Here is a 23,220-nt window from a genome sequence, read left to right as displayed (position 1 = left end):
GCTCAGGCTCCTTGGTACTCGGTCAGGCGCAGGTCGATGGCATCCTCGCCGTCTTCCCGTTGCAGGATGCGCACCGGGGTCGGCACGCCGTTGGCGATCCACAGGATGGTTTCGTCGTTGCCGCCGTTGGTGCGGTAGACGCGCAGCGCGTCGTAGCTGAGGTCGCCGACCTGCACGGTCTCGGTGCCGGCGGCGGCCTGGTATTCGTACTGGCGCACCCGGCCCACGTCCACGTAGCGGTAGCGCAGCGGCTGGCCGGGGCGGGCGTCGCGCATCAGCGACAGGTTGAGCAGCAGCGCGCTCTGGTCGCCGCGCTGCAGCGGGATCGGGCGCTGGCGCTCCTTTTTCAGGTCGCCCTGCCACTGCGCGGTGCCGTCCTGCCAGTCGTAGATGCCGGTGACCTTCTTGCCGAGGAACAGGGCCTTCTTCACCGTGCTCTGGCTCAGCGGCACGTACACCGCGCCCTCGTTGTCGAAGACCGTGCTCTGTTCCAGGTTCAGGCCGAGCACGCCTGCGAAGCCGCGGCGGCCGCGCACCGCCATGTCCACGCGCCAGCGGCTGCCCTCGTTGTGGACCACGCGCATGGTCGCGTCGCCCGCTTCCTTGCCCTTGTAGAAGGCCTGGTAGGTGGCGACGAACGGCTCCAGCGCCGGCGGATCCCATTCGGCCTGCGGCAGCGCCATGGCCCCGGCCTGCGGGGCGTCCTGGGCCACGACCGGCAGCGCGGTCAGCAGGCCCGCCAGCAGCAGCGGTTTGAGGAAAGCGGTCGTCATGCTCGGATCGGGGCGGGTGGGATGTGGATCATGCCAGCCTGCGCATCAGCGGCATGTGCGGATCAGGAGGTCAGCGTTCCGGCGGAATCTAGGCGCAGCGGATTAAACAGGGACTGACCATCGAGCAGGACCGTGCCGTCCCGTTCAGTTACGCGCCCGTCGACGAGCAGGCGCACGGTGGCGCGCAGCAGCGGGTGTTCGACCGCCAGTACCCGCGCGGCCAAGGTGGTGGCGTCGTCGCCGGCCAGCACCGGCACCCGCGCCTGGGCGATCACCGCGCCGGCGTCCAGCTCCGGCACCACGAAGTGCACGCTGGCGCCATGTTCCGCGTCGCCGGCCTCGAGGGCGCGGGCATGGGTGTGCAGGCCCTTGTGCAGCGGCAGCAGCGACGGATGGATGTTGACCAGGCGGCCGGCGAAGCGCTGCACGAAGCCGGCGCCGAGGATGCGCATGTAGCCGGCGCAGACGATCCAGTCCGGCGCGCAGGCGGCCACGGCGTCGCCGAGCGCGGCGTCGAAGGCGTCGCGGTTGTCGAAGTCTCGTGGGGCGCGCGCCCAGCGCTGCGCGGGGGCGACCTTGTCCAGCGCCGCGGCGCCGGGATTGTCGGAGAACACGCCGGCGATGCATGCATACAGCTGCCCGTCTGCGATGCCGTCCAGCAGGCATTGCAGGTTGCTGCCGCGCCCGGAGGCGAGCACGGCGATGCGGGCCGGCGCGTTCATCGCCAGGCCCGCCGCGCCAGCGGCCATGCCAGCAGGCTGCCGACGGTGGCCAGCAGCATGTCCGCGTGCGCATCCCAGACATCACCCTGCTGGCCGTTGTAGGCCTCGGCGGCTTCCGGCGACAGCGCCAGGGCGATGCCCCATTCCAGCCATTCGTAGACCAGGCTGGAGCACATGACCGCCATCACCGCCAGCATGAACGCCTGCCCGCCGCGCAGCGCCGGCCAGGCGTGGCGCGCCAGCTGGGCCAGCGCCGGGGTGAAGCAGGCGCCGTAGAGGAAATGGATCAGCCGGTCGAAATGATTGCGCTGCCAGCCGAACGCCGCGCCGGGCGACCAGCCGGCCAGCCCCTGCAGCCACGCCTCGTACGGCACGTTGGAATACAGCCAGCGCGCGCCGATGCAGTGCAGGGCGACGAAACCGCAGACCGCGGCGAAGGCGCCGCCGCCCAGCGGCCAGCGCCGGTCCACCCACCACAGCGCCGCCAGCCCGGCCACGGTCAGCGAACTGTGCAGCGCCTGTTCCAGCGGCCACAGCGGCTTGATCCACGTGAGCAGGAACACGGCGAGCACGCCGGCGAACGCGGCCTGCTTGGCGGGGGACATGGGGCGGCCCGGGCGCGGGGCGAGGGGCGGTGGCGCGTCGTTCAAGCGAAAGCCGCCTTGACCGAAGGGCGCATCAGCACGATCAGGGTGAACACGCCGAGTACCGTGCCGACGGGCATCATCATGCAGGAGATGGCGGCCACCACCAGGCAAAGCGTGTAGCGCCGGCGCTGCCGTAGGCAGCGGCCGGCATAGGCCATGAAACCAGCCAGGGTCAGGCCGCAGGCGATGAAGACGCCGGCGAAAGCGACGAAGAGCCAACCGAACAGCCGCGGATCGACGGCTTGCGTTCCGGAATTGCCCGCCTCCATCGGCAGCTTGCCGGTGGCCATGGCCAGCCCCATCACCAGATGCAGCACGGGAATCAACGAAAACAGCGCGGTGATCGCCGCTACCACGTAATGGAAGATCGATAGCAGGCGCAGTTGGCTGGCGTCCTCGTCGGTCAGCGTGGAGGGCGGGGCAGGAGTGGTCACCGGGTCCATGGGGCACCTTGCGGTCGGGAAATCTCAGCCGATGCGCACGCGCTCGCCGCCGGCGGCCGCGACGACCTCGCCTATCCGCCAGTGCGCCAGCTGCAGCGCGTCGAGCGAGGCGCCGATGGCGGCGGCCTGGTCGGCCGGCACCAGCAGCACGAAGCCGATGCCGCAGTTGAAGGTGCGCCACATCTCGCTGTCGGCGACGTTGCCCTCGCGCTGCAGCCACTGGAATACCGGCGGCAGGGTCCAGCTGCCGGCGTCGATGTCCAGGCCCAGGCCGTCGGGCACGACGCGGATGATGTTCTCGGTCAGGCCGCCGCCGGTGATGTGGGCCATGCCGTGGATGGCGGCGCCGTGTTCCTTCAGCAGCGACAGGATCGGCTTGACGTACAGCCGCGTCGGCGCCATCAGCGCGTCCACCAGCTTCACGCCGTCCTCCAGCACCAGCTCGGCGGGCTGGCCGGCGCGGTCGTAGATGCGGCGCACCAGCGAGTAACCGTTGGAGTGCGGGCCGGAGGAGGCGATGCCGATCAGCACGTCGCCCTGGCGCACGCTGGAGCCGTCCTTCAGCTCGCTCTTCTCCACCGCGGCCACGGTGAAGCCGGCCAGGTCGTACTCGCCCGGCGCGTACATGTCCGGCATCTCGGCGGTCTCGCCGCCGATCAGCGCGCAGCCGGCCTCGGTGCAGCCGTTGGCGATGCCGCCGACCACCGCCGCGGCGGTGTCGATGTCCAGCTTGCCGGTGGCGAAGTAGTCCAGGAAGAACAGCGGTTCGGCGCCCTGCACCAGCACGTCGTTCACGCACATGGCGACCAGGTCGATGCCGATGGTGTCGTGGCGGCCGAGCTGCTGGGCCAGCTTGAGCTTGGTGCCGACGCCGTCGGTACCCGAGACCAGCACCGGCTCGCGGTACTTGCCCGACAGGTCGAACAGCGCGCCGAAGCCGCCCAGCCCGCCCATCACCTCGGGACGGAAGCTGCGCTTGACCAGCGGCTTGATGCGTTCGACCAGTTCGTTGCCCGCGTCGATGTCCACGCCGGCGTCACGGTAGGTCAGGGGAGAGTTGGCGGAAGTCGGGGAACTGGTCACGGGCGGCTGCACTGGCGGGGTGAACGGGCGATTTTAACAGGCCACGTTGGCGCCAAGGCCGCATTCGGGCAACAATTCCCACCGGAACCGTCGAGCAATGGAACCCTCAATGCGTCGCAGCCTGGCCTTTTCCCTGTTTCTGGCGCTCTGCCTGTCCGTCCCGGCGGCGCTTGCGCAGTCCGGCATGCGTACCGAAGGCGACGTGGCCAGCGCGCAGAACCCCTACGAGGCCGAGGTACCGGTCAACAGCCAGGGCGATGCCGACCGCAACGGCGCGCTGGCGCGCGCGCTGGGCGCGGTGCTGGGCAAGCTGTCCGGCGACCGCAGCGCGATGACCCGGCCGGGCGTGGCGCAGGCGCTGCGCAGCGCCAGGGACATGGTCGAAAGCTACGACTACCGCCAGGACCAGAGCGTCTCGGCGTCCGGCGCGCCGAGCTTCCGCACCATGCTGGTGGCGCGTTTCCACCAGGACGACGTGGATGGCCTGGTGGCGGCGCTGGGGCTGCCGGTATGGCCGCAGCCGCGGCCCAAGCCGGTGGTATGGATGGCGATCGACGACGGCAGCGGCCCGCGCCTGGTGGGCGTGCAGCAGGCGAACGCGGCGCGTCCGCTGCTGGACCGCGCCATCGAGCGTGGTTTCCGCCTCGGCCTGCCCGGCGGCGGCGCGGCCGAACAGGCGCTGGTCGGCGCGATCTGGCGCCAGGACACCGCGGCCATCGCCCGCGCCTCGGCGCGTTATGCCCCGCCGATGCAGCTGGTCGGCAAGCTACCGCGCCGGTGGCGGCGGCTGGATGGCCGACTGGGTGTTCGTCGACGACGGCCGCGAACTGGCCAAATGGACCACCCGCGACGGCGATGCCCGCCGCGCGATGGCCGGCGGCGCCGACGGCGCGGCCGACGCGCTGGTCAAGCGCTACGCCAAGGCGCCGGTGGCCGGCGCGGCCGGCACCTACCGCATCCGCATCAATGGTCTGCGCACCGCGGCCGACTACCTGCGCGTGGCCGCGACCCTGCAATCGGTGGCGGTGGTGCGTTCGATCGTGCCGGTGCAGGCCTCGGGCGACCGCCTGGAACTGGACCTGGAGCTGATGAGCGGCCTGCAGGGGCTGAACCGCATGCTCGGCGCCGACGCCGCGCTGCAGCCGGTGGCGCCGCCGGCCGAGGGCCAGCCCGCGTCGTCCGGCCCGGCCGAGTACCGCGTCCGATGAGCGGCACCGCCGAGAACGAGATCGCGCTGTTCCTGCGCCGCCTGAAATGGGTGGTGCTGGGCGCCTTCGCGCTGTGGGTGATGGGCCTGCTGGCGCCGATCCTGACCCCGTTCGTGGTCGCGCTGATGCTGGCCTGGCTGGGCGACCCGCTGGTGGACCGGCTGGAGGCGCGCGGCCGTTCGCGCAACACCGCGGTGATCTTGGTGTTCGCCTTGATGATCCTGCTGATCGCGCTGGCGCTGCTGATCCTGGTGCCGATGATCCAGCGCCAGATCGTGACCCTGGTGGCGGCGCTGCCGCAGGCGCAGGAATGGCTGATGGGCACGGCGCTGCCGTGGATCGAGCAGCGCACCGGCGTGGAGATCCTCGGCTGGCTGGAGCCCGAGCGCCTGTTCGAATGGGTGCGCACGCACTGGCAGCAGGCCGGCGGCGCGGCGACCACCCTGTTCGGCTACGTGTCGCGTTCGGGCTTCGCGATGGTGACCTGGGTGGTGAACCTGGCGCTGCTGCCGATCCTCGCCTACTACTTCCTGCGCGACTGGGACCGCCTGGTCGAACGCGTCGCGTCGATGATCCCGCGCAACCACATCGAGACCGTGTCGCGGCTGGCGCGCGAATCCGACGAGGTGCTGGGCGCGTTCATCCGCGGGCAGATCGCGGTGATGGTGGCGTTGGGCGTGGTGTACGCGGCCGGCCTGACGATGGTCGGGCTCAACCTGGGCCTGCTGATCGGCCTGGTCGCCGGGTTGATCAGCTTCATTCCCTACCTGGGCGCCACCACCGGCGTGGTGCTGGCGGTGCTGGCGGCGCTGGTGCAGGCGCAGGGCGTGGACCTGAAGCTGCTGGCGCTGGTCGGCGTGGTGTTCGTCGTCGGCCAGCTGCTGGAGAGCTACGTGCTCACCCCGCGCATCGTCGGCGACAAGATCGGCCTGCACCCGGTGGCGGTGATCTTCGCGGTGATGGCAGGCGGCCAGCTGTTCGGCTTCCTCGGCATGCTGCTGGCGCTGCCGGCGGCGGCGGTGATCAACGTGCTGCTGCGCTACGCGCACGAGCGTTACCGGCAGAGCGAGCTGTACGCCGGGCACGGCCCGACCATCGTGCTGCAGTCCAGCGGCGAGCCCGCCGCGGGCATGGGCATCGTGCCGAAGGACGCCGAACCGAAGTGAGCGTGCCGCAGTTGCCGCTGGCCCTGCGTTATCCGCCGGACCAGCGATTGGAAAGCTTCATCGGCGCCCCGGACGGGGCGCTGGCGCAGTTGCGCGCCGCCGCCACCGGCGGCAGCCGCGACTGGATCTACCTGGTCGGTCCCGCCGGCAGCGGCAAGACGCACCTGGCGCTGGCCGTGTGCGCCGCCGCCGAGCAGGCCGGGCGCGGTTCGGCCTACCTGCCGTTGCAGGCCGCGGCCGGGCGCCTGCGCGATGCGCTGGAAGCGCTGGAAGGGCGCGACGTGGTGGCCCTGGACGGCCTGGACGCCATCGCCGGCCAGCGCGACGACGAGGTGGCGCTGTTCGACTTCCACAACCGCGCGCGCGCCGCCTGCGTGACCCTGCTCTACACCGCCACGGCCGCGCCCGATGCGCTGGGCCTGGTGCTGCCCGACCTGCGCTCGCGGCTGTCGCAGTGCGGGCGCATCGTGCTGGACGCGCTGGACGACAACGGGCGCGGCGCGGTCCTGCGCGAGCGCGCGATCCGGCGTGGGCTGGCGCTGGACGAGGCGGCCATCGACTGGCTGCTCACCCGCACCGGCCGCGACCTGGGCGGGCTGGTGGTGCTGCTGGACCGGCTCGACCGCGAGTCGCTCGCGGCCAAGCGGCGCATCACCGTGCCGTTCCTGCGCAAGGTGCTGGACGCGTCCTGAGCGACGCGGTTATCGCCTTTGCCGGGGGCACCGGGAACGTTCCATGCGAGGCAGGCGGCTTGCGCAGGTACGGGGCAAGCCCCGTACCTACGACAGATTCGTTCCCTCGCGGGTGGAACCTGCTCCCGCGAACCGAGTAGGTCGAGGTTGCCCTTGGCGCTCTGAATGTCGGTGCCGAGCGCGTAGCCCCGGCCCGCGGTGAACAGAGCGTTGGCGCAGTGGTTTCCGCAGGTGCGGGGCTTGCCCCGCACGAGGCTTCACCGGGGAAGCCCCGTCACGCACCAGGGTGCGCTGCTACGAGAGGGCTTCTTCCAGCGCCTGCAGCCGTTGCGGCGTGCCGACGTCGGTCCACTGGCCGCGGTGATGCTGGCCGGTGATGCGACCCTGCGCCATGAAGTGTTTCTGCAGCGGCACCACGCTGAAGCGCGGCGGCGTGCGCTCGCTGCCGGGCGCATCGCCGATCACCGCGCGCCAGCCGTCGAGGATCGAAGGACGGTACATGCCGATGCCGGCATAGGTCAGGCAGGGCGCATCGCGGTCGTGGTGCAGCACGCCCTGCGCGTCGAGGCGGTAGTCGCCCTGCGGGTGCTGCGGCGGGTTGTCCACCAGCACCAGGTGCGCTTCGCCGGCCGGTTCGCGCGGCAGCAGGGAGAAATCGAAATCGGTCCAGATGTCGCCGTTGACCACCAGGAACGGCGCCTGGCCCAGCAGCGGCAGCGCGTTGAGCATGCCGCCGCCGGTCTCCAGCGGCACCGGGCCTTCGTAGGCATAGTGCAGGCGCAGGTTCCAGCGGCTGCCGTCGCCCAGTGCCTCGGGGAACTGCGCGGCCAGCCACGAGGTGTTGACCACCACGTCGCGCACGCCCAGCGCGGCCAGCTTTTCCAGGTGCCATGCGATCAGCGGCCTGCCGCCGGCGTGCAGCAGCGGCTTGGGCGTGTGTTCGGTGAGCGGGCGCATGCGTTCGCCCAGCCCCGCGGCGAAAACCAGCGCCTTCATCGTGCGGCCTGTCCGGCCAGCGCCGGCTTGATGCGCTCTTCCAGCAGCGTGCGCAGTGCGGACAGCTGCGGATGGCGCGGCAGCACCTCGTCCAGGTAGGCGATGAAGCGCGGCACGTCTTCCAGGTAATGGCTCTTGCCGTCGCGGTAATGCAGGCGCGAGAAGATGCCGAGGATCTTCAGGTGCCGCTGCACGCCCATCCAGTCGGCATCGCGCAGGAAGGTGGCACGGTCGGGCACCGGCAGGCCGGCCGCGCACGCGCGCTCGTGGTAACGCGCCAACCAGCCGTCCACGCGTTCCAGCGGCCAGCTCAGGAAAGCGTCCTTGAACAGGCTCACCGGATCGTAGGCGATGGGCCCGCGCACCAGGTCCTGGAAATCCAGCACCGCCGGGCCGTCTTCCACCGGCATCAGGTTGCGCGGCATGAAGTCGCGGTGCGTCATCAGCTGCGCCTGGCCCAGCGCGTTGTCCATCAACCGCCGCTGCGCCAGCTGCAGGCCTTCGATCTCGCCGCAGTCCAGCTGCAGGCCGAGATGGCGCTGCAGGAACCATTCGTCGAACAGGCCGGCATCGCGCTGCAGCAGCGCTTCGCCGAAATGGCCGAAGCCGTCCGGCACCGGGATCGACTGCAGCCGCACCAGCTGCTCCATGGCGCGGTCGAACCATGTGTCGGCATTGTCGGCATCCAGCAGCCGCGCCAGGGTCGGCGCGCCCAGGTCTTCCAGCAGCAGGAAGCCGGCGTCCAGGTCCTGGGCGAGCAGGGCCGGCACCCGCAGCCCGTGCGCCAGCAGCAGTTCGCGCATGCGCAGCCACGGCCGCGGGTCTTCCAGGCCGAGCGGGGCGTCCATGACGATGTGGCTGCCGGCACCACCGGTGACGCGCCAGTAGCTGCGGAACCCGGCGTCCACCGACGCGCGCTCGATGTCGGCCGCGCCGTCGCCCAACTGGTGGCGTGCCCATTCCAGGCGCTGCCGCGCGCGCTGCGGTTCGAGGGAAATGTCCGGGGTCATCGGTGGAGCGTGCTCACAGGTGCCATGGACCGCGCGCAGGGCGGCAGTGCCCTGCGGCGTTCCGGTGTTCGAAAGGGAAGGGAGCAAACGTTCAGCGCTTGCCGCTGACCAGCCGCAGCAGCGCCAGCAGGGCGATCGCGCCAATGATGGCGCCGATGAAGCCAGCCGGCTGCCCGGCGGCGTACCAGCCCATGTAGCGGCCGAACCAGCCGGCGAACACCGCGCCGGCGATGCCCAGCACGATGGTCAGCAGGCAACCCATGCGGTTGTTGCCGGGCATGAAGAAGCGCCCCAGCAGGCCGACCACGAAGCCGACCAGGATGATGTACAGCCAGCTGTCGCTGCCAAACAATCCGCTCATGTGCCCGCCCGCTTCAAGGAAAAACGCAGCCTAGCAAGGCCAGGCTGCGTCGTCATCGCACCGCTCAGCAGCAGCCGTGGCCGCCGTGGCGGGTGCCGCTGTCGGCCGCCACCGGCGAGCCGCTGGTTTCGCCGCGCAGGCTGGCCGCGTGGTGGTCGAACAGCACCTTCGACACGCAGGCGGTGACGCGCTTGCCCATCGGGATGTGCAGGAACTCGTTCGGGCCGTGCGCGTTGGAATGCGGGCCGAGCACGCCGGTGATCATGAACTGCGCGCCGGGGAACTTCTCGCCCAGCATGCCCATGAACGGGATCGAGCCGCCTTCGCCCATGTACATGGCCGGCTTGCCGAAGAAGGCCTGGCTGGCGTCGTCGATGGACTGCTCCAGCCACGGCGCCATGGCCGGCGCGTTCCAGCCGGTGGAGGCCTTTTCCAGGTCCAGGGTGACCTGCGCGCCGTTCGGCGGGTCGCGCAGCAGCGCTTCCTTCAGCAGTTCGCCGCTGGCCTTGCCGTTGGCGGTCGGCGGCAGGCGCAGCGACAGCTTCACCGACGTCTCCGGGCGCAGCACGTTGCCGGCCGATTCCAGCGGCGGCATGCCGCCGATGCCGGTCACCGACAGCGCCGGGCGCCAGGTGCGGTTGAGCACCAGCTCGGTCAGGTCCTCGTTCATCGGCTTGAGGCCGTCGACCAGCGGGAACTTGTCGAAGATGGCGGTATCGACCACTTCGGCGGCGCGCCTGGCCTGCTGCAGGCGCTCGGCCGGGATTTCGGTGTGCAGGCCTTCGAGCAGGATGCGGCCGGTGTTCTCGTCCTCGATGCGCGACAGCAGCTGGCGCAGCAGGCGGAAGGACGAGGGCACCACGCCGGAGGCGTCGCCGGAGTGCACGCCCTCGTTGAGCACCTTCACGGTGAAGTTGCCGCCGGTCAGGCCGCGCAGCGAGGTGGTGCACCACAGCTGGTCGTAGTTGGCGCAGCCCGAGTCCAGGCACACCACCAGCGACGGCTGGCCGATGCGGTCGGCCAGGTGGTCGACGTAGGCCGGCAGGTCGTAGGAGCCGGATTCCTCGCAGGCTTCGATCAGGATCACGCAGCGGGCGTGCGGCAGGCCCTGCTCCTGCAGCGCGAGCACGGCGGCCAGCGAGCCGAAGATGGCGTAGCCGTCGTCGGCGCCGCCGCGGCCGTACAGCTTGTCCCCGCGCAGCACCGGCTTCCACGGGCCCAGGTCGGCGTCCCAGCCGGTCATCTCCGGCTGCTTGTCCAGGTGGCCGTAGAGCAGCACGGTGTCATCGCCGGTTTCCGGGCCGGAAGCCGGGATTTCCAGGAAAATCAGCGGGGTGCGGCCTTCCAGGCGGACCACTTCGACCTGCAGGCCGGGAATCTTCTGCGCCTTTGCCCAGCTTTCCATCAGCGCCACGGCCTGGTCCATGTAACCGTTGGCAACCCAGTTCGCGTCGAACATCGGCGACTTGTTGGGGATGCGGATGTAGTCGACCAGCTGCGGGACGATGTCGTTGTCCCACTTGTCGCTGAGAAATTGGCCGAGCTTGGCGCTGTCCATTCGGGAACTCCGGTTGCAAGGTTTCAGATGCGCCCATTCTACGCCGTCCGTCTTGTAGGAATTTTCCTACAAGGAATCGGGCGGTTTGCCGGCTGTGGGCTGGAGGCGCGGCGGATAGGCTGTGTTCATGTGGCGCGGAACACTGGTCTGGCCGGCGGGGATGCCGGCATTCCAGTCCAAGCCACAAGGAGTTGCAGCGATGAAGCTTTTCACCGTGATGCTGAAGTCACTGGTTCTGGCGTTGTTGTTGACCGCATCGGCGCAAGCCACGGACAAGGTCGACATCAACACCGCCACCGCGGCGGAGCTGGACCGGGTATTGGTGAATGTCGGCGCCGCCAAGGCGCAGGCGATCGTCGAATACCGACAGGCGAACGGTCCCTTCAAGAGCGTCGAGGAACTGGCGCTGGTCAAGGGCATCGGGTTGAAGACGGTCGAACGGAATCGTGACCTGATCGGCGTGGGCGCAGGAACCGCCTCCGCTGCCAGGAACGCCAAGGCGGCGACGCCCAAGCCGGTCGAGAGGCGCTGAGCGGAAGGGAATCGCGACAAGTGCGTCGTCCGGATGACGGCCACACGGAGAACCCCGGACAGCCAGGAGGCTGGGGAAGGCAGGACGCCTACAGGGATGTGAATATCGCCCGGTGTTGCACAGTGACGTGCAGCCGGGCGATTCTTTTTTCGGCGCGTTGCCGGAGTGCCGGGTGCGGGCGTCAGGCTTCAGGTGTCGAGTATCAGGCGTGTCCCCGCGCACCGACCCGCATCGCGTCTATCCATCTTTTGCATCTTGGCCGTGCAATGAAGACCGCTGGCGCTCGCCCGGAACCGCGGCCGCGGCGCCAAACCCTCACTACCGAGAACCGAGCGCCAGACCGCGCGCCGGGTAGCGCTGGCAGGCATGCCGTAGGGCGCCCGTCCTCGGCTGTCGCAGCCCGGGCTGGGCGTCGTTGGCGCCGCGTTCGGCCAACAGGGAGGAGCGGATCGGCCGGATGCCGCTGATGGCGCCGTGCGCCCCGTTTCCTGGAATGGCCTGCTGGCAGCACAGGCTTGCGGCCACTTCGTCCCATTCCCTTCGCTGCCACGCAACGCCGGTGGCATACGGAGGGGTGGTCCGCTCTCCGGCGGCGCGGCGCTTCCGGTATCGGCGTTGCCGGCTGGCATCAAGCGCACGTTGCGGCACGCGCGCCGGAATCCCGGGCGCACGCCGATACCTGGCCTGCCGCCTCAGACCACGCCGGTGGCGTAGTACACGCCGATGATGGCGAACACGGCCAGGGTCTTGATGAGGGTGATGGCGAAGATGTCCTTGTAGGACTGGCGGTGGGTCAGGCCGGTGACGGCCAGTACGGTGATGACCGCGCCGTTGTGCGGCAGGGTGTCCATGCCGCCGGAGGCCATGGCCGCCACGCGGTGCAGGACCTCCATCGGGATGCCGGCGGCCTGCGCGTTGGCGATGAAGCTGTCGGCCATCGCCGCCAGCGCGATGCTCATGCCGCCCGAGGCCGAGCCGGTGATGCCGGCCATGGCGGTGACGGAAATGGCCTCGTTGACCAGCGGGTTGGGGATCGAGCCCAGTGCGTTGGCTACCATCAGGAAGCCGGGCAGGGCGGCGATCACCGCGCCGAAGCCGTATTCGGAGGCGGTGTTCATCGAGGCCAGCATGGCGCCGCCGATCGCCGATTTCGTGCCTTCGGCGAACGCGGCCACCACCGGCTTCCAGGCGAAGGCGATGACGCTGAGGATGCCCAGCAGCAGGGCGCCCTGTACCGCCCAGATGGCGGCGACCTTGGAGACTTCCTGCACCACCGGCGCCGGGTTGCCGATCACCGCCGGCACGAACGACTGGCTTTCGCCGTAGAACCCTGGAATCCAGCGGGTGAACAGGAAATTGGCCACGCCCACCAGCACCAGCGGCAGCACCGCCACCAGCGGATGCGCGAGGCGGTCGCCCTGGAAGGGTTCGGGTTCGTTGCGCAACTCCTCGTGGGTGCCGGAATAGCCCTCGCCCCTGGCGACGGCCACGCGGCGGCGCCATTCCAGGTAGCTGATGCCCAGGGCCAGGATCACCACCGTGCCGATCACGCCCAGCCAGGGCGCGGCCCAGCCGGTGGTGCCGAAGAACGAGGCCGGGATGATGTTCTGGATCTGCGGCGTTCCCGGCAGCGCGTCCATGGTGAAGGTGAAGGCGCCCAGCGCGATGGTGCCGGGGATCAGCCGCTTGGGGATGTTGCTCTGGCGGAACAGCTCGGCGGCGAACGGGTAGACCGCGAACACCACCACGAACAGCGACACGCCGCCGTAGGTGAGCAGGGCGCAGACCAGCACGATGGACAGCATCGCGCGCTGCGCGCCGACCAGGCGGATGGTGGCGGTGACGATCGACTTGGAGAAGCCTGAGATCTCGATCAGCTTGCCGAACACCGCGCCCAGCACGAATACCGGGAAATACAGCTTCAGGAAGCCGACCATCTTGTCCATGAACAGGCCGGTGAACATCGGCTGCACCAGCGTCGGGTCGGTCAGCAGCACCGCGCCCAGCGCCGCCACCGGCGCGAACAGGATCACGCTGTAGCCGCGGTAGGCCACGAACATCAGGAAGCACAGCGCCGCCAGTACGATCAGAAACGACATCCACGGCTCCGCGGCCAGACACGATGCCGGCGAGTATCCGGAGCCGTGGCCGGCCGGCCCACTGTACGAACGGACGATGCTCCGGCTCCGGGCGCCCGGCTAACGTGCGCAGCATGGGCGGCATCCGTGTGCCGCCGCGTCATACCCGGGAGGAGGGAGACCAATGAAGCGCAAGTATCTGAGCATGGCCGTGGGCTGTGCGTTGCTGGCCCCGGCCGCGTTCGTGCAGGCCCAGGAGCAGCCGCAGCCGGCCGGCCAGCCGCAGGCCACCCAGCTGGACGAAGTCACCGTGACCGCGCGCCGCCGCACCGAGTCCATCCAGGACGTGCCGGTGGCGGTGTCCGCCTTCGGCGAGGAGCAGATCAAGGACCTGCAGGCCTCCACCGTGGAGGGCCTGCAGGGCGCGGTGCCGAACATGAACATCGCCCAGGGCCGCGGCTCGGCCAACAGCGTCAACGTGTTCATCCGCGGCATCGGCCAGCCGGACGCACTGCAGACCTTCGACCCGGGCGTGGGCATGTACGTGGACGATGTCTACTACTCGCGCATCAACGGCGCGCTGTTCTCGCTGTTCGACATCCAGCAGCTGGAAGTGCTGCGCGGCCCGCAGGGCACGCTGTACGGCAAGAACTCCACCGGCGGCGCGATCAAGCTGACCACCAAGAACCCGTTCGACAACGAGGGCGGCGCGGTGGAAGTCACGGCCGGCGACTACGGCCGCCTGGAAGGCCGCTTCTACGTGTCGGGCAAGCTCAGCGACACCGTCGCGGCCAGCATCGCCGGCGCCAAGATCACCAACGACGGCTACGTGAAGGACGCCGACACCGGCAGGCGCTACAACGACGACGACACCGAGGCGCTGCGGTTCAAGCTGGCGCTGAACCCGACCGACAACTTCCGCGCCACCCTGAGCGTGGACACCACCAAGCAGGACGCCGCGCTGACCATGGGCCGGCCGATGGCCGCCCTGCGCCAGACCAGCCTGGCGCCAGCCGGCGTGATCGTGCTGCAGCCCGGGCAGACCGGCGAATGGAACCGCCGCGCGCGCACGTCCTTCGACGATGGCAAGGGGCAGTCCCTGAAGCACTCCGGCGCCTCGCTGGCGATGGACTGGGACATCAACGGGCAGTGGACGCTGAAGAGCATCACCTCCTACCGCAAGCTGAAGACCGAGTCGTACATCGACATCGACGCTTCCGAGTACGAGCTGGGCGACGTGCTGGTCGCGCTGGACCAGGACCAGACCAGCCAGGAATTCCAGCTGCACTACGACAACGGCTCCAACCTGCACGCCACCTTCGGCGCGTACTACATGAAGGAGAACGTGCCCTCGTACCAGGAGGCCTATGCCGACGACCTGTTCTCGTTCCTGGGCGCGAAGGTGCCGTTCCTGCGCACCATCGACGACGACCTGACCACCACGTCCAACGCCGCCTTCGCCCACGTCAACTGGGAGTTCGTGCCGAGCTGGACGGTGGCCGCCGGCGTGCGCTGGACCAGGGACAAGAAGGACTACGACCGTTCCACCAGCACCTTCTGGGGCGCGCCGTTCTCCGCGCTGAACGAAACCGTGGCCTTCGCCGCCAATGCCTCGTGGACGGCGGTGACGCCGTCGGTCAGCCTGCAGAAGGCGTTCGGCGACAACCTGATGGGCTACGTGTCGGCCAACCGCGGCTTCAAGTCGGGCGGCTTCAACGGCCGCGCCAATACCGTCTACGACACCCGGCACGCCAAGTTCGATCCGGAATACGTGTGGACCTACGAGCTGGGCCTGAAGGGCAGCTCGGCCGACCACCGCTTCCGCGGCAGCGCGGCGGCCTTCTACAGCAACTACAGCGATTTCCAGGCGCGCGTCTCGCAGGACGTGGGCACCTTCCCGGTGCTCAACGCGGCCAAGCTCAACATCAAGGGCATCGAACTGGAAGGCAGCGCGCTGCTGGGCGAGGCCACCACGCTGAGCGCGCAGGTCGGCTGGATGGACGCCAGGTACGACAAGTTCGAGGACTTCCGCCTCGATCCGTCCTACCCGGGCTTCGACCCGAACGTGAACCACGACCACGTGCCGTTCTCGCCGGACTGGACCGCGCGCGTGGCGCTGCAGCACGTGTTCGCGCTGGGCGACAGCGGCGCACTGACCCTGGGCGGCGATGTTTCCTACCGGGGCAAGACATGGCTGAGCGTGGACAACCGCGACGTGTTGAGCCAGGACGCCTACACCCTGCTCGGCGTCTACGGCGTGTGGGATTCGCCGCAGATGGCCTGGCAGGTGCGCGCCGGCGTGCGCAACCTGACCGACAAGCAGTACAAGACCGAAGGCCAGGAGTTCGCCAGCGTGGGCAACATCCAGACCGCCTACTACGGCCTGCCGCGCAACTGGTACGTGTCGCTGCGCTACAACTTCTGAGGCGCACGTTCCGCGGTCGTGGATCGAAACCCTCCCTGCGCCCGCAGGGAGGGTTTTTCATGGCATCCACCCGCGTGCGCCGCCGCTCGCGCGGCTCTGCCATGAATGACGTCCTTCCGTCCTCGCACGGTCCCGGTAGGAGCGGCTTCAGCCGCGACAGGGCTTTCCTGGAATTGCTGGAGACAGTTTTGCTGGCGTGCGCGGTGGTTCATCGGGAATGCGCCATCGCGGCTGAAGCCGCTCCTACGGGAGCGGGTGCGCTGTGCGGCTCCTCTGCGCTTGCTGCCTTGGCTTGCGTGGTGGTTCATCGGGAATGCCCTATCGCGGCTGAAGCCGCTCCTACGGGGACTGGCGCGCGGTGCGGTTCCTCCCCGCCGGCCGCGCGCCGTATCCTGCCCGCCATGCACACGGGGAACGCATACGCATGTTGAGTCTGGTGACGGTGGTGCTGGCAGGGCTGGCCTGGCTGGTGCTGATGTTCGGCGTCGCGCTGTACGGCGAGCGCCGGCCGACTGCGTTCGCGCGGCACTGGCGCCATGTCTATGCGCTGTCGCTGGCGGTGCACTGCACCTCGTGGACGTTCTACGGCACGGTGACCCAGGCCGCGCGTTATGGCTGGCCGCTGCCGCCGACCTTCGCCGGCGCCATCCTGTTCTACGCGCTGGCCATCGGTATGATGGTGCGGCTGGTGCGGCTGGCGCGCGAGACCAACGCCACCTCGTTGGCCGACCTGATCGCCGCGCGGCTGGGGCGCGATGCGTGGCTGGCGGCGACGGTGACGCTGATCGCCGCGCTCGGCCTGATTCCCTATATCGCGCTGCAGCTCAAGGCGGTGGCGATGAGCTTCGGCATGCTCACCCTGCGCTCGGCCGACGCCGTGCAGGACGCCGCGCCGTGGCGCGACAGCGCGCTGTACGTGGCGTTGGCGATGGCCTTGTTCGCGATGCTGTTCGGCGCGCGCCGCGCCGATGTGTCCGAGCACAACCGCGGGCTGGTGCTGGCGATGGCCGCCGAATCGCTGTTCAAGCTCGGCGCGATGCTGGCGCTGGGCGCCTTCGTCTGGTTCGGGCTGGACGGGGTGGCGGTGCCGCCGCCGGCACCCGCGGCGGATGCGCCGGCCGGCGGCTTCGTGCCGCTGGTGCTGCTCGGCGCGCTGGCGATGTTCCTGCTGCCGCACCAGTTCCACGTCGGCGTGGTCGAGTGCCGCGACCCGGCCGACATCCGCACCTCGCGCTGGCTGTTCCCGCTGTACCTGCTGCTGATCGCGCTGCCGATCCTGCCGCTGGCGCGGGCCGGCGGCGCGCTGCTGGGCAACAGCGTGCCCAGCGACATGTACACGCTGGCGCTGCCGTTCTCGGCCGGGCACACCGGGGTGGCGCTGTTCGCCTTCCTCGGCGGCCTGAGCGCGGCCACCGGCATGGTGGTGGTCAGCACGCTGACCCTGAGCCTGATGATCGGCAACCACTGGTTCGCGCCGGGCCTGCTGCGCAGCACCTGGGCGCGCGCCGGCGGCGACCACCGCCGCGAGCTGGTGTGGCTGCGGCGCGCCGGCATCTGCGTGATCATGCTGCTGGCCTGGGCGTACAGCCGCTCGATCGGCGGCGGCAACGTGCTGGCCGACATCGGCGCGATCTCGTTTTCGGCGATGGCCACGTTGGTGCCGGTGCTGGGCTTCGCGATCTGGCGACCACAGACGCCGCCGCGCGCGGCCATCGCCGGCGTGCTGGCCGGTTTCGCCACCTGGGCCTGGGTACTGCTGTTGCCGACGCTGCTGGAAAGCGGCGGCCACGTGCCGGCCTGGCTGGCGCAGGGGCCGCTGGGCTGGCGCTGGCTGGCGCCGGAAGCGCTGTTCGGCCTGACCGGCTGGAGCCCGCTGGGGCGCGCGGTCGGCGCGAGCCTGTTCGTCGGTACGGCGGTGACGCTGCTGGCGATGGTCTGGCGGCGCGATACGCCCGACCGTACCCGCCGCAATCTCGATGCCGACGCGCTGCGCGATGCCGGGCGCCGCTTCCTGCCGTGGGAGAAGGTGCAGCGCCTGCTCGCCGATGCGCCGCGGCAGGGGCCGGTCCCGGCGGCGACCGAGGCCGGCGTGGAGCGCGAACTGTCCGCGGTGCTGGGCGCGGCCTCGGCGCGGCTGCTGCTGGACGCCGCGCGCCGCGAGAGCGGCGAACTGGCCACGGTCGCGGCCATCGTCAGCGAGGCCTCGCAGGACCTGCGCTTCAACCAGCAGGTGCTGCAGGCGGCGCTGCAGAACATGAGCCAGGGCATCAGCGTGATCGACCGCGAGCAGCGGCTGGTGGCATGGAACCGCCCGTACGCGCAGCTGTTCGGCTTTCCCGACGCGCTGCTGCAGGTCGGCCGGCCGATCATGGACCTGACCCGCTGGGCGCTGCAGGCGATGCCGCAGCGCGGCAGCGATGAGCGCGCGGTGGACCGGCGCCTGGCGTTCATGCGCGCCGGCACCGCGCACCTCACCGAGCGCGTATTCCCGGACGGCCGCATCGTCGAGATCCGCGGCAACCCGATGCCCGGCGGTGGTTTCGTCGCCACCTTCACCGACGTCACCGAGTTCCGCCGCACCGAGCAGGAACTGATGCGCAGCAACGAGACGCTGGAGCAGCGCGTGGGCGAGCGCACCGCGCTGCTGGAATCGGCCAAGCGCGAGGCCGAGCGCGCCAACGACGCCAAGAGCCGCTTCCTGGCCGCCATCGGCCACGACCTGCTGCAGCCGCTGCATGCCGCGCACCTGTTCACCGACACGCTGGCGCAGCAGGTGGAGGAAGCGCCGCAGCGGCAGGCGGTGGTGCAGATCCGCGGCGCGCTGGATTCGACCACGCAGCTGCTGACCGGGCTGTTCGACATGTCGCGGCTGGAAGCCGGTGGGCTGGTGCCGCAGCCGCGCGACATGCCGCTGGCCGAGGTGCTCGATCCGCTGGCTTCGGAGTTCCGCGCGCTGGCCGCGGCGCGCGGGCTGGGCTTCCGCTACGTGCCGACCCGCGCCTGGGTGGACAGCGACCCGCAGCTGCTGCGGCGCGTGCTGCAGAACTTCCTGGCCAACGCGGTGCGCTACACGGCGCGGGGGGGGGTGCTGCTGGGCGTGCGCGCCGCGACGGTGGACGGCTGCGCATCGAGGTGCACGACACCGGGCCGGGCATCGCCGAGGGCGAGCAGCGGCGCATCTTCGAGGAGTTCCGGCGCGGCGAGGACAGCGGCGGGCAGGGGCTGGGCCTGGGCCTGGCCATCGCCGACCGCATCGCCGGCCTGCTGGATGCGCCCCTGCGGCTGCGCAGCGAGGGCCAGGGCACCGTGTTCTCGGTGGCGGTGGGCATGGTGCCGGCGCCGACGTCGCGCGCCAACGCCGCCGCCGTGCCGGCGCAGGACGGAACCGTGGAGGCGCGCGAGCCGATCCGCGTGCTGGTGGTGGACAACGACCCGGCGGCGCTGGTTGGGCTGGCGGCGCTGCTGCGCGGCTGGGGTTACGACGTCGTCGCCGAGGCGGCCGATGACGCCGGCGCGTTCGCGGCGATGCAGGCCGCACCGGCGGCGCTGTGGCTGTTCGACTACAACCTGGACGACGGCGATACCGGCACCGCGCTGCAGGCACGGCTGGGCGCGCGTTTCGGCGCGCGGCCGACCCTGATCCTCAGTGCCGACGACAGCCTGGCCACGCGCCGCGAGGTGCTGGAGCAGGGCCTGACCCTGCTGCACAAGCCGGTGCGGCCGCTGGCGCTGAAATCGATCATGGACCGGCTGCTGGCCGCGCGTGCCGTGGCGCAGGCGCCGTCGCCGTAACGGCGGCTTCCCCGCCTACGCCGGGCGCCTGCGCTTCTGCCTGCCGCAATAGGCGTCGTGCAGCGCCTGCATCACGCCCAGCGCGGGGCTGTCGGCGAGCGCGTAGAAGATGGTCTGCGCCTCGCGCCGCGTGGTCACCAGCCCGGTTTCGCGCATCACCGCCAGGTGCTGCGACAGCGCCGACATCGACAGGCCGACGCCGGCCTGCAGTTCGCCCACCGACGCCTCGCCTTCCACCAGACGGCAGAGCACGCGTAGCCGCGCCGGGTGGGCGATGGCCTTGAGCAGCTGCGCGGCCTGTTCGGCATGGGCCTGCATCTGCGCGATGTCCAGGTCGGGCGTGTTCATGCGTGCGTCGGGTTGGGGCTTGTGGTTCGGGTGGGGAGAATTTAATTTAGAAAAACCTAAATTACAAAGCGGCCACTACCATGCATCCGACTCCACGACCTTCCCCTCTGGTCGAAGCCTTCTTCGACAAGGACACCGGCACCTTCAGCTATGTCGTGTACGACGAACTGGCCGGTTCGGCGGCGATCATCGACCCGGTGCTGGACTACGAGCCGGCCGGCGCGCGCATCGGCACCGCCTCGGCCGACGCGCTGCTGGCCTTCGTGCGCGAACGGCAGCTGAAGGTGGAGTGGATACTGGAAACCCACGCGCACGCCGACCATCTCAGCGCCGCCGGCTACCTGGCCGACATCCTGCATGCGCCGGTGGCGATCGGGCGCGGCATCGTCCAGGTGCAGGAGCGCTTCAAGGCCCTGTTCGGGCTGGGCGACGAATTCATCGCCGACGGCCGCCAGTTCGACCGGCTGTTCGTCGATGGCGACAGCTTCCGCATCGGCACGCTGGACGCGCGGGTGATCGCCACGCCCGGCCATACCGATGACAGCCTGACCTATGTGATCGGCGATGCCGCCTTCATCGGCGACACCCTGTTCGCCACCGATACCGGCACCGCGCGCACCGACTTCCCCGGCGGCGACGCGCACCGGCTGTACGCGTCGATCCAGAAGATCCTCGCGTTGCCGGAGGACACGCGCCTGTTCCTGTGCCACGACTATCCCGGCGACCGCCGCGACGCGTTGCCGCAGACCCGCATCGACGAACAGAGGGAAAACAACCCGCACCTGGGGGACGGCGTCGACGAGGCGGCGTTCGTGCACAAGCGCCAGCAGCGCGACGCGACCCTGCCGGTGCCGCGGCTGATCCTGCCTGCGCTGCAGGTCAACATCCGCGGCGGGCGCCTGCCGGAGCCGGACGCCAACGGCATCCGCTACTTCCGCCTGCCGCTGGACCAGATGGGCGTCGCGCGATGAGCGCCTGGCCTGCTGCCCTGGCGGGCGGCGTGCTGATCGGCCTGGCGGCGACGCTGCTGCTGTGGTTGAACGGACGCATCGCCGGCATCAGCGGCATCGTCGGCGGCGTGCTGCTGCCGCAGCGCGGCGAAGTGGCGTGGCGGCTGGCCTTCCTGCTGGGCCTGGTCGGGGCCGGCGCGGCATGGCTGTGGTGGGTGCCGGGCGCGTATGCGCCGCGGCAGGGATTTCCGCCGGCGCTGCTGGTGGTCGCCGGGCTGCTGGTCGGTTTCGGCACGCGCATGGGCAATGGCTGCACCAGCGGCCATGGCGTCTGCGGGCTGGGGCGGCTGTCGCCGCGCTCGCTGGCGGCGGTGCTGGCCTTCATGGCGACCGCGATCGCCACCACTTACATCGTGAGGCATGTGGCATGAGCGGCATCCGGACCCTGCTGGCGGCGTTGCTGGCCGGTGCGCTGTTCGGCCTGGGGCTGGCGGTGTCGGGCATGACCGACCCGCTGCGCATCCTCGGCTTCCTGGACGTGGCTGGCGCGTTCGATCCGACGCTGCTGTTCGTGCTCGGCGGCGCGGTGGGTACCACGATGCTGCTGTTCCGCTTCGTGCTGCGACGTCCGGCGCCCGTGCTGGCCGAACGGTTCCAGGTATCGCAGTTGCGCAGCGTCGACGCCCGCCTGCTGGTCGGTGCGGGCGTGTTCGGCATCGGCTGGGGGCTGGCGGGCTATTGCCCGGGGCCGGCGCTGGTGGGCCTGGGCGTGCTGTCGCCCGAAGCGCTGTGGTTCGTGCCGGCGATGCTGGCGGGCATGGCGCTGCACCGCCTGCTGCGCGGGCACTGATCCGCCGTTCCTAGACGGCCTGTTTTGCCGGGTCGCTCAGTTCCAGCTCGCGCAGCACCACGCTGGCCTGGGTGCGGTTGCGCACGCCCAGGCGCTCGAAGATCGCCGACAGGTGCGCCTTGACCGTGCGTTCCTGCACGTCCAGGCGGTCGGCGATCTGCTTGTTGAGCAGGCCCTCGGCGACCAGCGCCAGCACGCGGAACTGCTGCGGCGACAGGCTGGCCAGGCGCGCGGCCAGTTCGCTGTCGTGGCTGGAGGACTGCGCGCGTGCCACCGCCGCGCGCAGCGAGGCCGGCAGCCATTGCTCGCAGGCCATCACGCTGCGGATCGCCTCGCGCAGCTCGTTCAGCCCCGAACTCTTGGGCAGGTAGCCGGCGGCGCCGTGGTCGAGCGCGCGCCGCACCACGCGCGGGTCGTCGTTGGCCGACACCACGATCACCGCCACGCCCGGGTGCTGGGCGCGGATCGCCGCCAGCCCGGCCAGCCCGTGGTTGCCGGGCATGTGCAGGTCGAGCAGGATCAGGTCGGTCTCCGGCGCGGCATCCAGCGCGGCCAGCACGCCTTCCAGCGATTCGGCCTCGCGTACCTGCAGGTCGGCCACCGCCTCGCCCGCGGCCTGGCGCAGCGCGGCGCGGAACAGCGGGTGGTCGTCGGCGATCAGCAGGCTGGGCATGGGCGAGGAGTGAGTGAAGAGGAACGAGAAACGAGTAGAGGCAAAGGCCGAGGCGAAAGCAAGCATTGCACTGCTTTCACTCGTTCCTCGTTCCTCTCCACTCGTTCCTGGCTTCACTGCGCAGTCCACCCACCATCCATCGGCATCGCCGCGCCGGTGAGGTTGTGCGCCTCGCGGCGGCACAGCCACACCACCATCGCGGCGATGTCTTCCGGCAGCGACATGCGCAGGCTGGGCTGCTTTTCCTCCAGCAGGGCGCGCACGCCGTCGTCGCGGCTGCCGCCGTTGCGGTGCGCCTGGATCTGCGGCTCGATCAGCGGCGTTTCCACCCAGCCCGGGCACACGCAGTTGACGGTGACGCCGCCGCTGTCGCGGCTGCCGGCCGCCGCGTACTCCAGCGCCGCGACCTTGCTCAGGCCGACGATGCCGAACTTGCTGGCCACGTAGGGCGCCTTGTTCTTCGACGCCACCAGCCCGTGCACCGAGGCGATGTTGACCACCCGGCCGTAGCCGCGCGTGGCCATGCCCGGCAGCGCCTGCTGCATGGTGTGGAAGGCGGCGCTGAGGTTGATGGCGATGATGTCGTCCCACTTCTGGGCGGGCTGCTCGGCCAGCGGTGCGGCGTGCTGGATGCCGGCGCAGTTGACCAGCACGTCGAGCGCGCCCCAGTCCTGCACCGCGGCCATCATCGCCTCGATCTCGGCCGGGTTGCGCAGGTCGGCGCCGAAGTGGCGCGCCTGCCCGCCTGCCGCGGCGACGCTGGCGAGCGCGGCGTCGATCTGCTCGGGCGTGCCCAGGCCGTTGATCGCCACGCGGGCGCCGGCCGCGGCCAGCGCCTGGGCGATGGCAAGTCCAATCCCCGAGGTGCTGCCGGTCACCAGCGCGGTGCGGCCCTGCAGGAAACGGTCCATGG

General features: G+C 70.3%; 21 protein-coding genes and 2 pseudogenes. 10 read left to right on the top strand and 13 right to left on the bottom strand.

Features of this window, described 5'->3' with window-relative positions; genetic code table 11:
• Positions 1-2: 2 nt before the first annotated feature.
• The 5 genes from ABTV91_RS15465 to purM all read right to left on the bottom strand — a co-directional run bounded on the left by ABTV91_RS15465 (position 3) and on the right by purM (position 3,668).
• Entirely contained in the window at positions 3-683 is a 681-nt protein-coding gene (locus ABTV91_RS15465) for a DUF3108 domain-containing protein (protein WP_433854204.1), read from the bottom strand.
• Between the two features lie 152 nt (positions 684-835).
• On the bottom strand, positions 836-1,495 hold the full coding sequence (gene purN / locus ABTV91_RS15460; protein ID WP_433854203.1) for a phosphoribosylglycinamide formyltransferase: 660 nt from the start codon (positions 1,493-1,495) through the stop codon (positions 836-838).
• A complete protein-coding gene (locus ABTV91_RS15455) occupies positions 1,492-2,100 on the bottom strand; it encodes a DUF2238 domain-containing protein (RefSeq protein ID WP_433852213.1) in 609 nt (202 codons plus the stop codon). Before ABTV91_RS15455 ends, purN begins: the two co-directional genes overlap by 4 nt.
• A 41-nt stretch (positions 2,101-2,141) precedes the next feature.
• Positions 2,142-2,585, bottom strand: a complete 444-nt coding sequence (locus ABTV91_RS15450) for a hypothetical protein (protein ID WP_433852212.1) — start codon at positions 2,583-2,585, stop codon at positions 2,142-2,144.
• A 24-nt stretch (positions 2,586-2,609) separates the two neighbouring features.
• A complete protein-coding gene (purM, locus tag ABTV91_RS15445) occupies positions 2,610-3,668 on the bottom strand; it encodes a phosphoribosylformylglycinamidine cyclo-ligase (RefSeq protein WP_433852211.1) in 1,059 nt (352 codons plus the stop codon).
• Between the two features lie 97 nt (positions 3,669-3,765).
• On the opposite strand from purM, the pseudogene ABTV91_RS15440 reads away from it, so the two are divergent.
• The 3 genes and pseudogenes from ABTV91_RS15440 to hda all read left to right on the top strand — a co-directional run bounded on the left by ABTV91_RS15440 (position 3,766) and on the right by hda (position 6,734).
• Positions 3,766-4,876: pseudogene (locus tag ABTV91_RS15440) on the top strand (DUF2066 domain-containing protein).
• Complete coding sequence (locus ABTV91_RS15435; protein ID WP_433852210.1) at positions 4,873-6,042, top strand: AI-2E family transporter; 1,170 nt, start codon at positions 4,873-4,875, stop codon at positions 6,040-6,042. Before ABTV91_RS15440 ends, ABTV91_RS15435 begins: the two are co-directional and overlap by 4 nt.
• Positions 6,039-6,734, top strand: coding sequence for a DnaA regulatory inactivator Hda (gene hda, locus ABTV91_RS15430; protein WP_433852209.1), 696 nt, complete (start codon positions 6,039-6,041; stop codon positions 6,732-6,734). The genes ABTV91_RS15435 and hda overlap by 4 nt, the downstream gene beginning before the upstream one ends.
• A 294-nt stretch (positions 6,735-7,028) precedes the next feature.
• On the opposite strand, the gene murU is transcribed toward hda, so the two are convergent.
• From murU to ABTV91_RS15410, 4 genes are all read right to left on the bottom strand, one after another.
• Positions 7,029-7,730 carry an N-acetylmuramate alpha-1-phosphate uridylyltransferase MurU gene (gene murU / locus ABTV91_RS15425; RefSeq protein ID WP_433852208.1) on the bottom strand — a complete coding sequence of 234 codons (702 nt, stop codon included), beginning with the start codon at positions 7,728-7,730 and terminating at the stop codon, positions 7,029-7,031.
• The gene (locus ABTV91_RS15420; RefSeq protein WP_433852207.1) at positions 7,727-8,740 is read right to left on the bottom strand and encodes an aminoglycoside phosphotransferase family protein; all 1,014 of its coding nucleotides are present in this window, start codon (positions 8,738-8,740) and stop codon (positions 7,727-7,729) included. The genes murU and ABTV91_RS15420 overlap by 4 nt, the downstream gene beginning before the upstream one ends.
• Before the next feature lie 91 nt (positions 8,741-8,831).
• On the bottom strand, positions 8,832-9,101 hold the full coding sequence (locus ABTV91_RS15415; RefSeq protein WP_433852206.1) for a GlsB/YeaQ/YmgE family stress response membrane protein: 270 nt from the start codon (positions 9,099-9,101) through the stop codon (positions 8,832-8,834).
• 64 nt (positions 9,102-9,165) lie between these two features.
• Complete coding sequence (locus ABTV91_RS15410; protein WP_433852205.1) at positions 9,166-10,659, bottom strand: M20 family metallopeptidase; 1,494 nt, start codon at positions 10,657-10,659, stop codon at positions 9,166-9,168.
• A gap of 127 nt (positions 10,660-10,786) precedes the next feature.
• Here ABTV91_RS15410 and ABTV91_RS15405 point away from each other — a divergent pair, with 127 nt between their 5' ends.
• The gene (locus ABTV91_RS15405) at positions 10,787-11,191 is read left to right on the top strand and encodes a ComEA family DNA-binding protein (protein ID WP_433854202.1); all 405 of its coding nucleotides are present in this window, start codon (positions 10,787-10,789) and stop codon (positions 11,189-11,191) included.
• 692 nt (positions 11,192-11,883) lie between these two features.
• On the opposite strand, the gene ABTV91_RS15400 is transcribed toward ABTV91_RS15405, so the two are convergent.
• Entirely contained in the window at positions 11,884-13,290 is a 1,407-nt protein-coding gene (locus ABTV91_RS15400) for a GntP family permease (RefSeq protein ID WP_433852204.1), read from the bottom strand.
• Positions 13,291-13,453: 163 nt separating this feature from the next.
• Between ABTV91_RS15400 and ABTV91_RS15395 the strand changes: the two genes are divergently transcribed.
• The 3 genes and pseudogenes from ABTV91_RS15395 (at position 13,454) to ABTV91_RS15385 (ending at position 19,486) form a co-directional block, all read left to right on the top strand.
• The gene (locus ABTV91_RS15395) at positions 13,454-15,694 is read left to right on the top strand and encodes a TonB-dependent receptor (protein ID WP_433852203.1); all 2,241 of its coding nucleotides are present in this window, start codon (positions 13,454-13,456) and stop codon (positions 15,692-15,694) included.
• 424 nt (positions 15,695-16,118) lie between these two features.
• Positions 16,119-18,515, top strand: a pseudogene (locus ABTV91_RS15390) (PAS-domain containing protein); the annotation flags it as partial.
• Between the two features lie 311 nt (positions 18,516-18,826).
• Positions 18,827-19,486 (top strand): response regulator, encoded by a 660-nt coding sequence (locus ABTV91_RS15385; protein WP_433852202.1) that lies wholly within the window; start codon positions 18,827-18,829, stop codon positions 19,484-19,486.
• 15 nt (positions 19,487-19,501) lie between these two features.
• On the opposite strand, the gene ABTV91_RS15380 is transcribed toward ABTV91_RS15385, so the two are convergent.
• Positions 19,502-19,834 (bottom strand): ArsR/SmtB family transcription factor, encoded by a 333-nt coding sequence (locus ABTV91_RS15380; protein ID WP_433852201.1) that lies wholly within the window; start codon positions 19,832-19,834, stop codon positions 19,502-19,504.
• 80 nt (positions 19,835-19,914) lie between these two features.
• Between ABTV91_RS15380 and ABTV91_RS15375 the strand changes: the two genes are divergently transcribed.
• Genes ABTV91_RS15375 through ABTV91_RS15365 form a run of 3 tightly spaced genes read left to right on the top strand, consistent with a single transcriptional unit; the run spans position 19,915 to position 21,634 of the window.
• Positions 19,915-20,805, top strand: a complete 891-nt coding sequence (locus ABTV91_RS15375; RefSeq protein ID WP_433852200.1) for an MBL fold metallo-hydrolase — start codon at positions 19,915-19,917, stop codon at positions 20,803-20,805.
• On the top strand, positions 20,802-21,215 hold the full coding sequence (locus ABTV91_RS15370) for a YeeE/YedE family protein (RefSeq protein WP_433852199.1): 414 nt from the start codon (positions 20,802-20,804) through the stop codon (positions 21,213-21,215). Before ABTV91_RS15375 ends, ABTV91_RS15370 begins: the two co-directional genes overlap by 4 nt.
• On the top strand, positions 21,212-21,634 hold the full coding sequence (locus ABTV91_RS15365) for a DUF6691 family protein (RefSeq protein ID WP_433852198.1): 423 nt from the start codon (positions 21,212-21,214) through the stop codon (positions 21,632-21,634). The genes ABTV91_RS15370 and ABTV91_RS15365 overlap by 4 nt, the downstream gene beginning before the upstream one ends.
• 10 nt (positions 21,635-21,644) lie before the next feature.
• Here the strand turns inward: ABTV91_RS15365 and ABTV91_RS15360 are convergent, their stop codons facing one another.
• Both ABTV91_RS15360 and ABTV91_RS15355 read right to left on the bottom strand, forming a co-directional pair.
• Positions 21,645-22,307 carry a response regulator transcription factor gene (locus tag ABTV91_RS15360; RefSeq protein WP_433852197.1) on the bottom strand — a complete coding sequence of 221 codons (663 nt, stop codon included), beginning with the start codon at positions 22,305-22,307 and terminating at the stop codon, positions 21,645-21,647.
• Positions 22,308-22,420: 113 nt separating this feature from the next.
• Positions 22,421-23,218, bottom strand: a complete 798-nt coding sequence (locus tag ABTV91_RS15355; protein ID WP_433852196.1) for a 3-hydroxybutyrate dehydrogenase — start codon at positions 23,216-23,218, stop codon at positions 22,421-22,423.
• Between the last annotated feature and the right edge of the window lie 2 nt (positions 23,219-23,220).

It is taken from the genome of Stenotrophomonas nitritireducens (genome assembly GCF_050984405.1).
Taxonomy (GTDB): Bacteria; Pseudomonadota; Gammaproteobacteria; order Xanthomonadales; family Xanthomonadaceae; genus Stenotrophomonas; species Stenotrophomonas nitritireducens_B.
The sequence above is the reverse complement of the archived record's forward strand: the minus strand, read 5'-3'. Positions and strand labels throughout refer to the sequence as shown.

Coding starts and splice junctions, on each gene's coding strand:
- murU (WP_433852208.1), bottom strand. CDS start 7,730: ATGAAGGCGCTGGTTTTCGCCGCGGGGCTGGGCGAACGCATGCGCCCG.
- ABTV91_RS15405 (WP_433854202.1), top strand. CDS start 10,787: ATGTGGCGCGGAACACTGGTCTGGCCGGCGGGGATGCCGGCATTCCAG.
- ABTV91_RS15465 (WP_433854204.1), bottom strand. CDS start 683: ATGGCGCTGCCGCAGGCCGAATGGGATCCGCCGGCGCTGGAGCCGTTC.
- ABTV91_RS15400 (WP_433852204.1), bottom strand. CDS start 13,290: ATGTCGTTTCTGATCGTACTGGCGGCGCTGTGCTTCCTGATGTTCGTG.
- ABTV91_RS15380 (WP_433852201.1), bottom strand. CDS start 19,834: ATGAACACGCCCGACCTGGACATCGCGCAGATGCAGGCCCATGCCGAA.
- ABTV91_RS15370 (WP_433852199.1), top strand. CDS start 20,802: ATGAGCGCCTGGCCTGCTGCCCTGGCGGGCGGCGTGCTGATCGGCCTG.
- ABTV91_RS15450 (WP_433852212.1), bottom strand. CDS start 2,585: ATGGACCCGGTGACCACTCCTGCCCCGCCCTCCACGCTGACCGACGAG.
- ABTV91_RS15410 (WP_433852205.1), bottom strand. CDS start 10,659: ATGGACAGCGCCAAGCTCGGCCAATTTCTCAGCGACAAGTGGGACAAC.
- ABTV91_RS15455 (WP_433852213.1), bottom strand. CDS start 2,100: ATGTCCCCCGCCAAGCAGGCCGCGTTCGCCGGCGTGCTCGCCGTGTTC.
- ABTV91_RS15375 (WP_433852200.1), top strand. CDS start 19,915: ATGCATCCGACTCCACGACCTTCCCCTCTGGTCGAAGCCTTCTTCGAC.
- ABTV91_RS15415 (WP_433852206.1), bottom strand. CDS start 9,101: ATGAGCGGATTGTTTGGCAGCGACAGCTGGCTGTACATCATCCTGGTC.
- purN (WP_433854203.1), bottom strand. CDS start 1,495: ATGAACGCGCCGGCCCGCATCGCCGTGCTCGCCTCCGGGCGCGGCAGC.
- ABTV91_RS15435 (WP_433852210.1), top strand. CDS start 4,873: ATGAGCGGCACCGCCGAGAACGAGATCGCGCTGTTCCTGCGCCGCCTG.
- ABTV91_RS15420 (WP_433852207.1), bottom strand. CDS start 8,740: ATGACCCCGGACATTTCCCTCGAACCGCAGCGCGCGCGGCAGCGCCTG.
- ABTV91_RS15395 (WP_433852203.1), top strand. CDS start 13,454: ATGAAGCGCAAGTATCTGAGCATGGCCGTGGGCTGTGCGTTGCTGGCC.
- ABTV91_RS15365 (WP_433852198.1), top strand. CDS start 21,212: ATGAGCGGCATCCGGACCCTGCTGGCGGCGTTGCTGGCCGGTGCGCTG.
- ABTV91_RS15355 (WP_433852196.1), bottom strand. CDS start 23,218: ATGGACCGTTTCCTGCAGGGCCGCACCGCGCTGGTGACCGGCAGCACC.
- ABTV91_RS15360 (WP_433852197.1), bottom strand. CDS start 22,307: ATGCCCAGCCTGCTGATCGCCGACGACCACCCGCTGTTCCGCGCCGCG.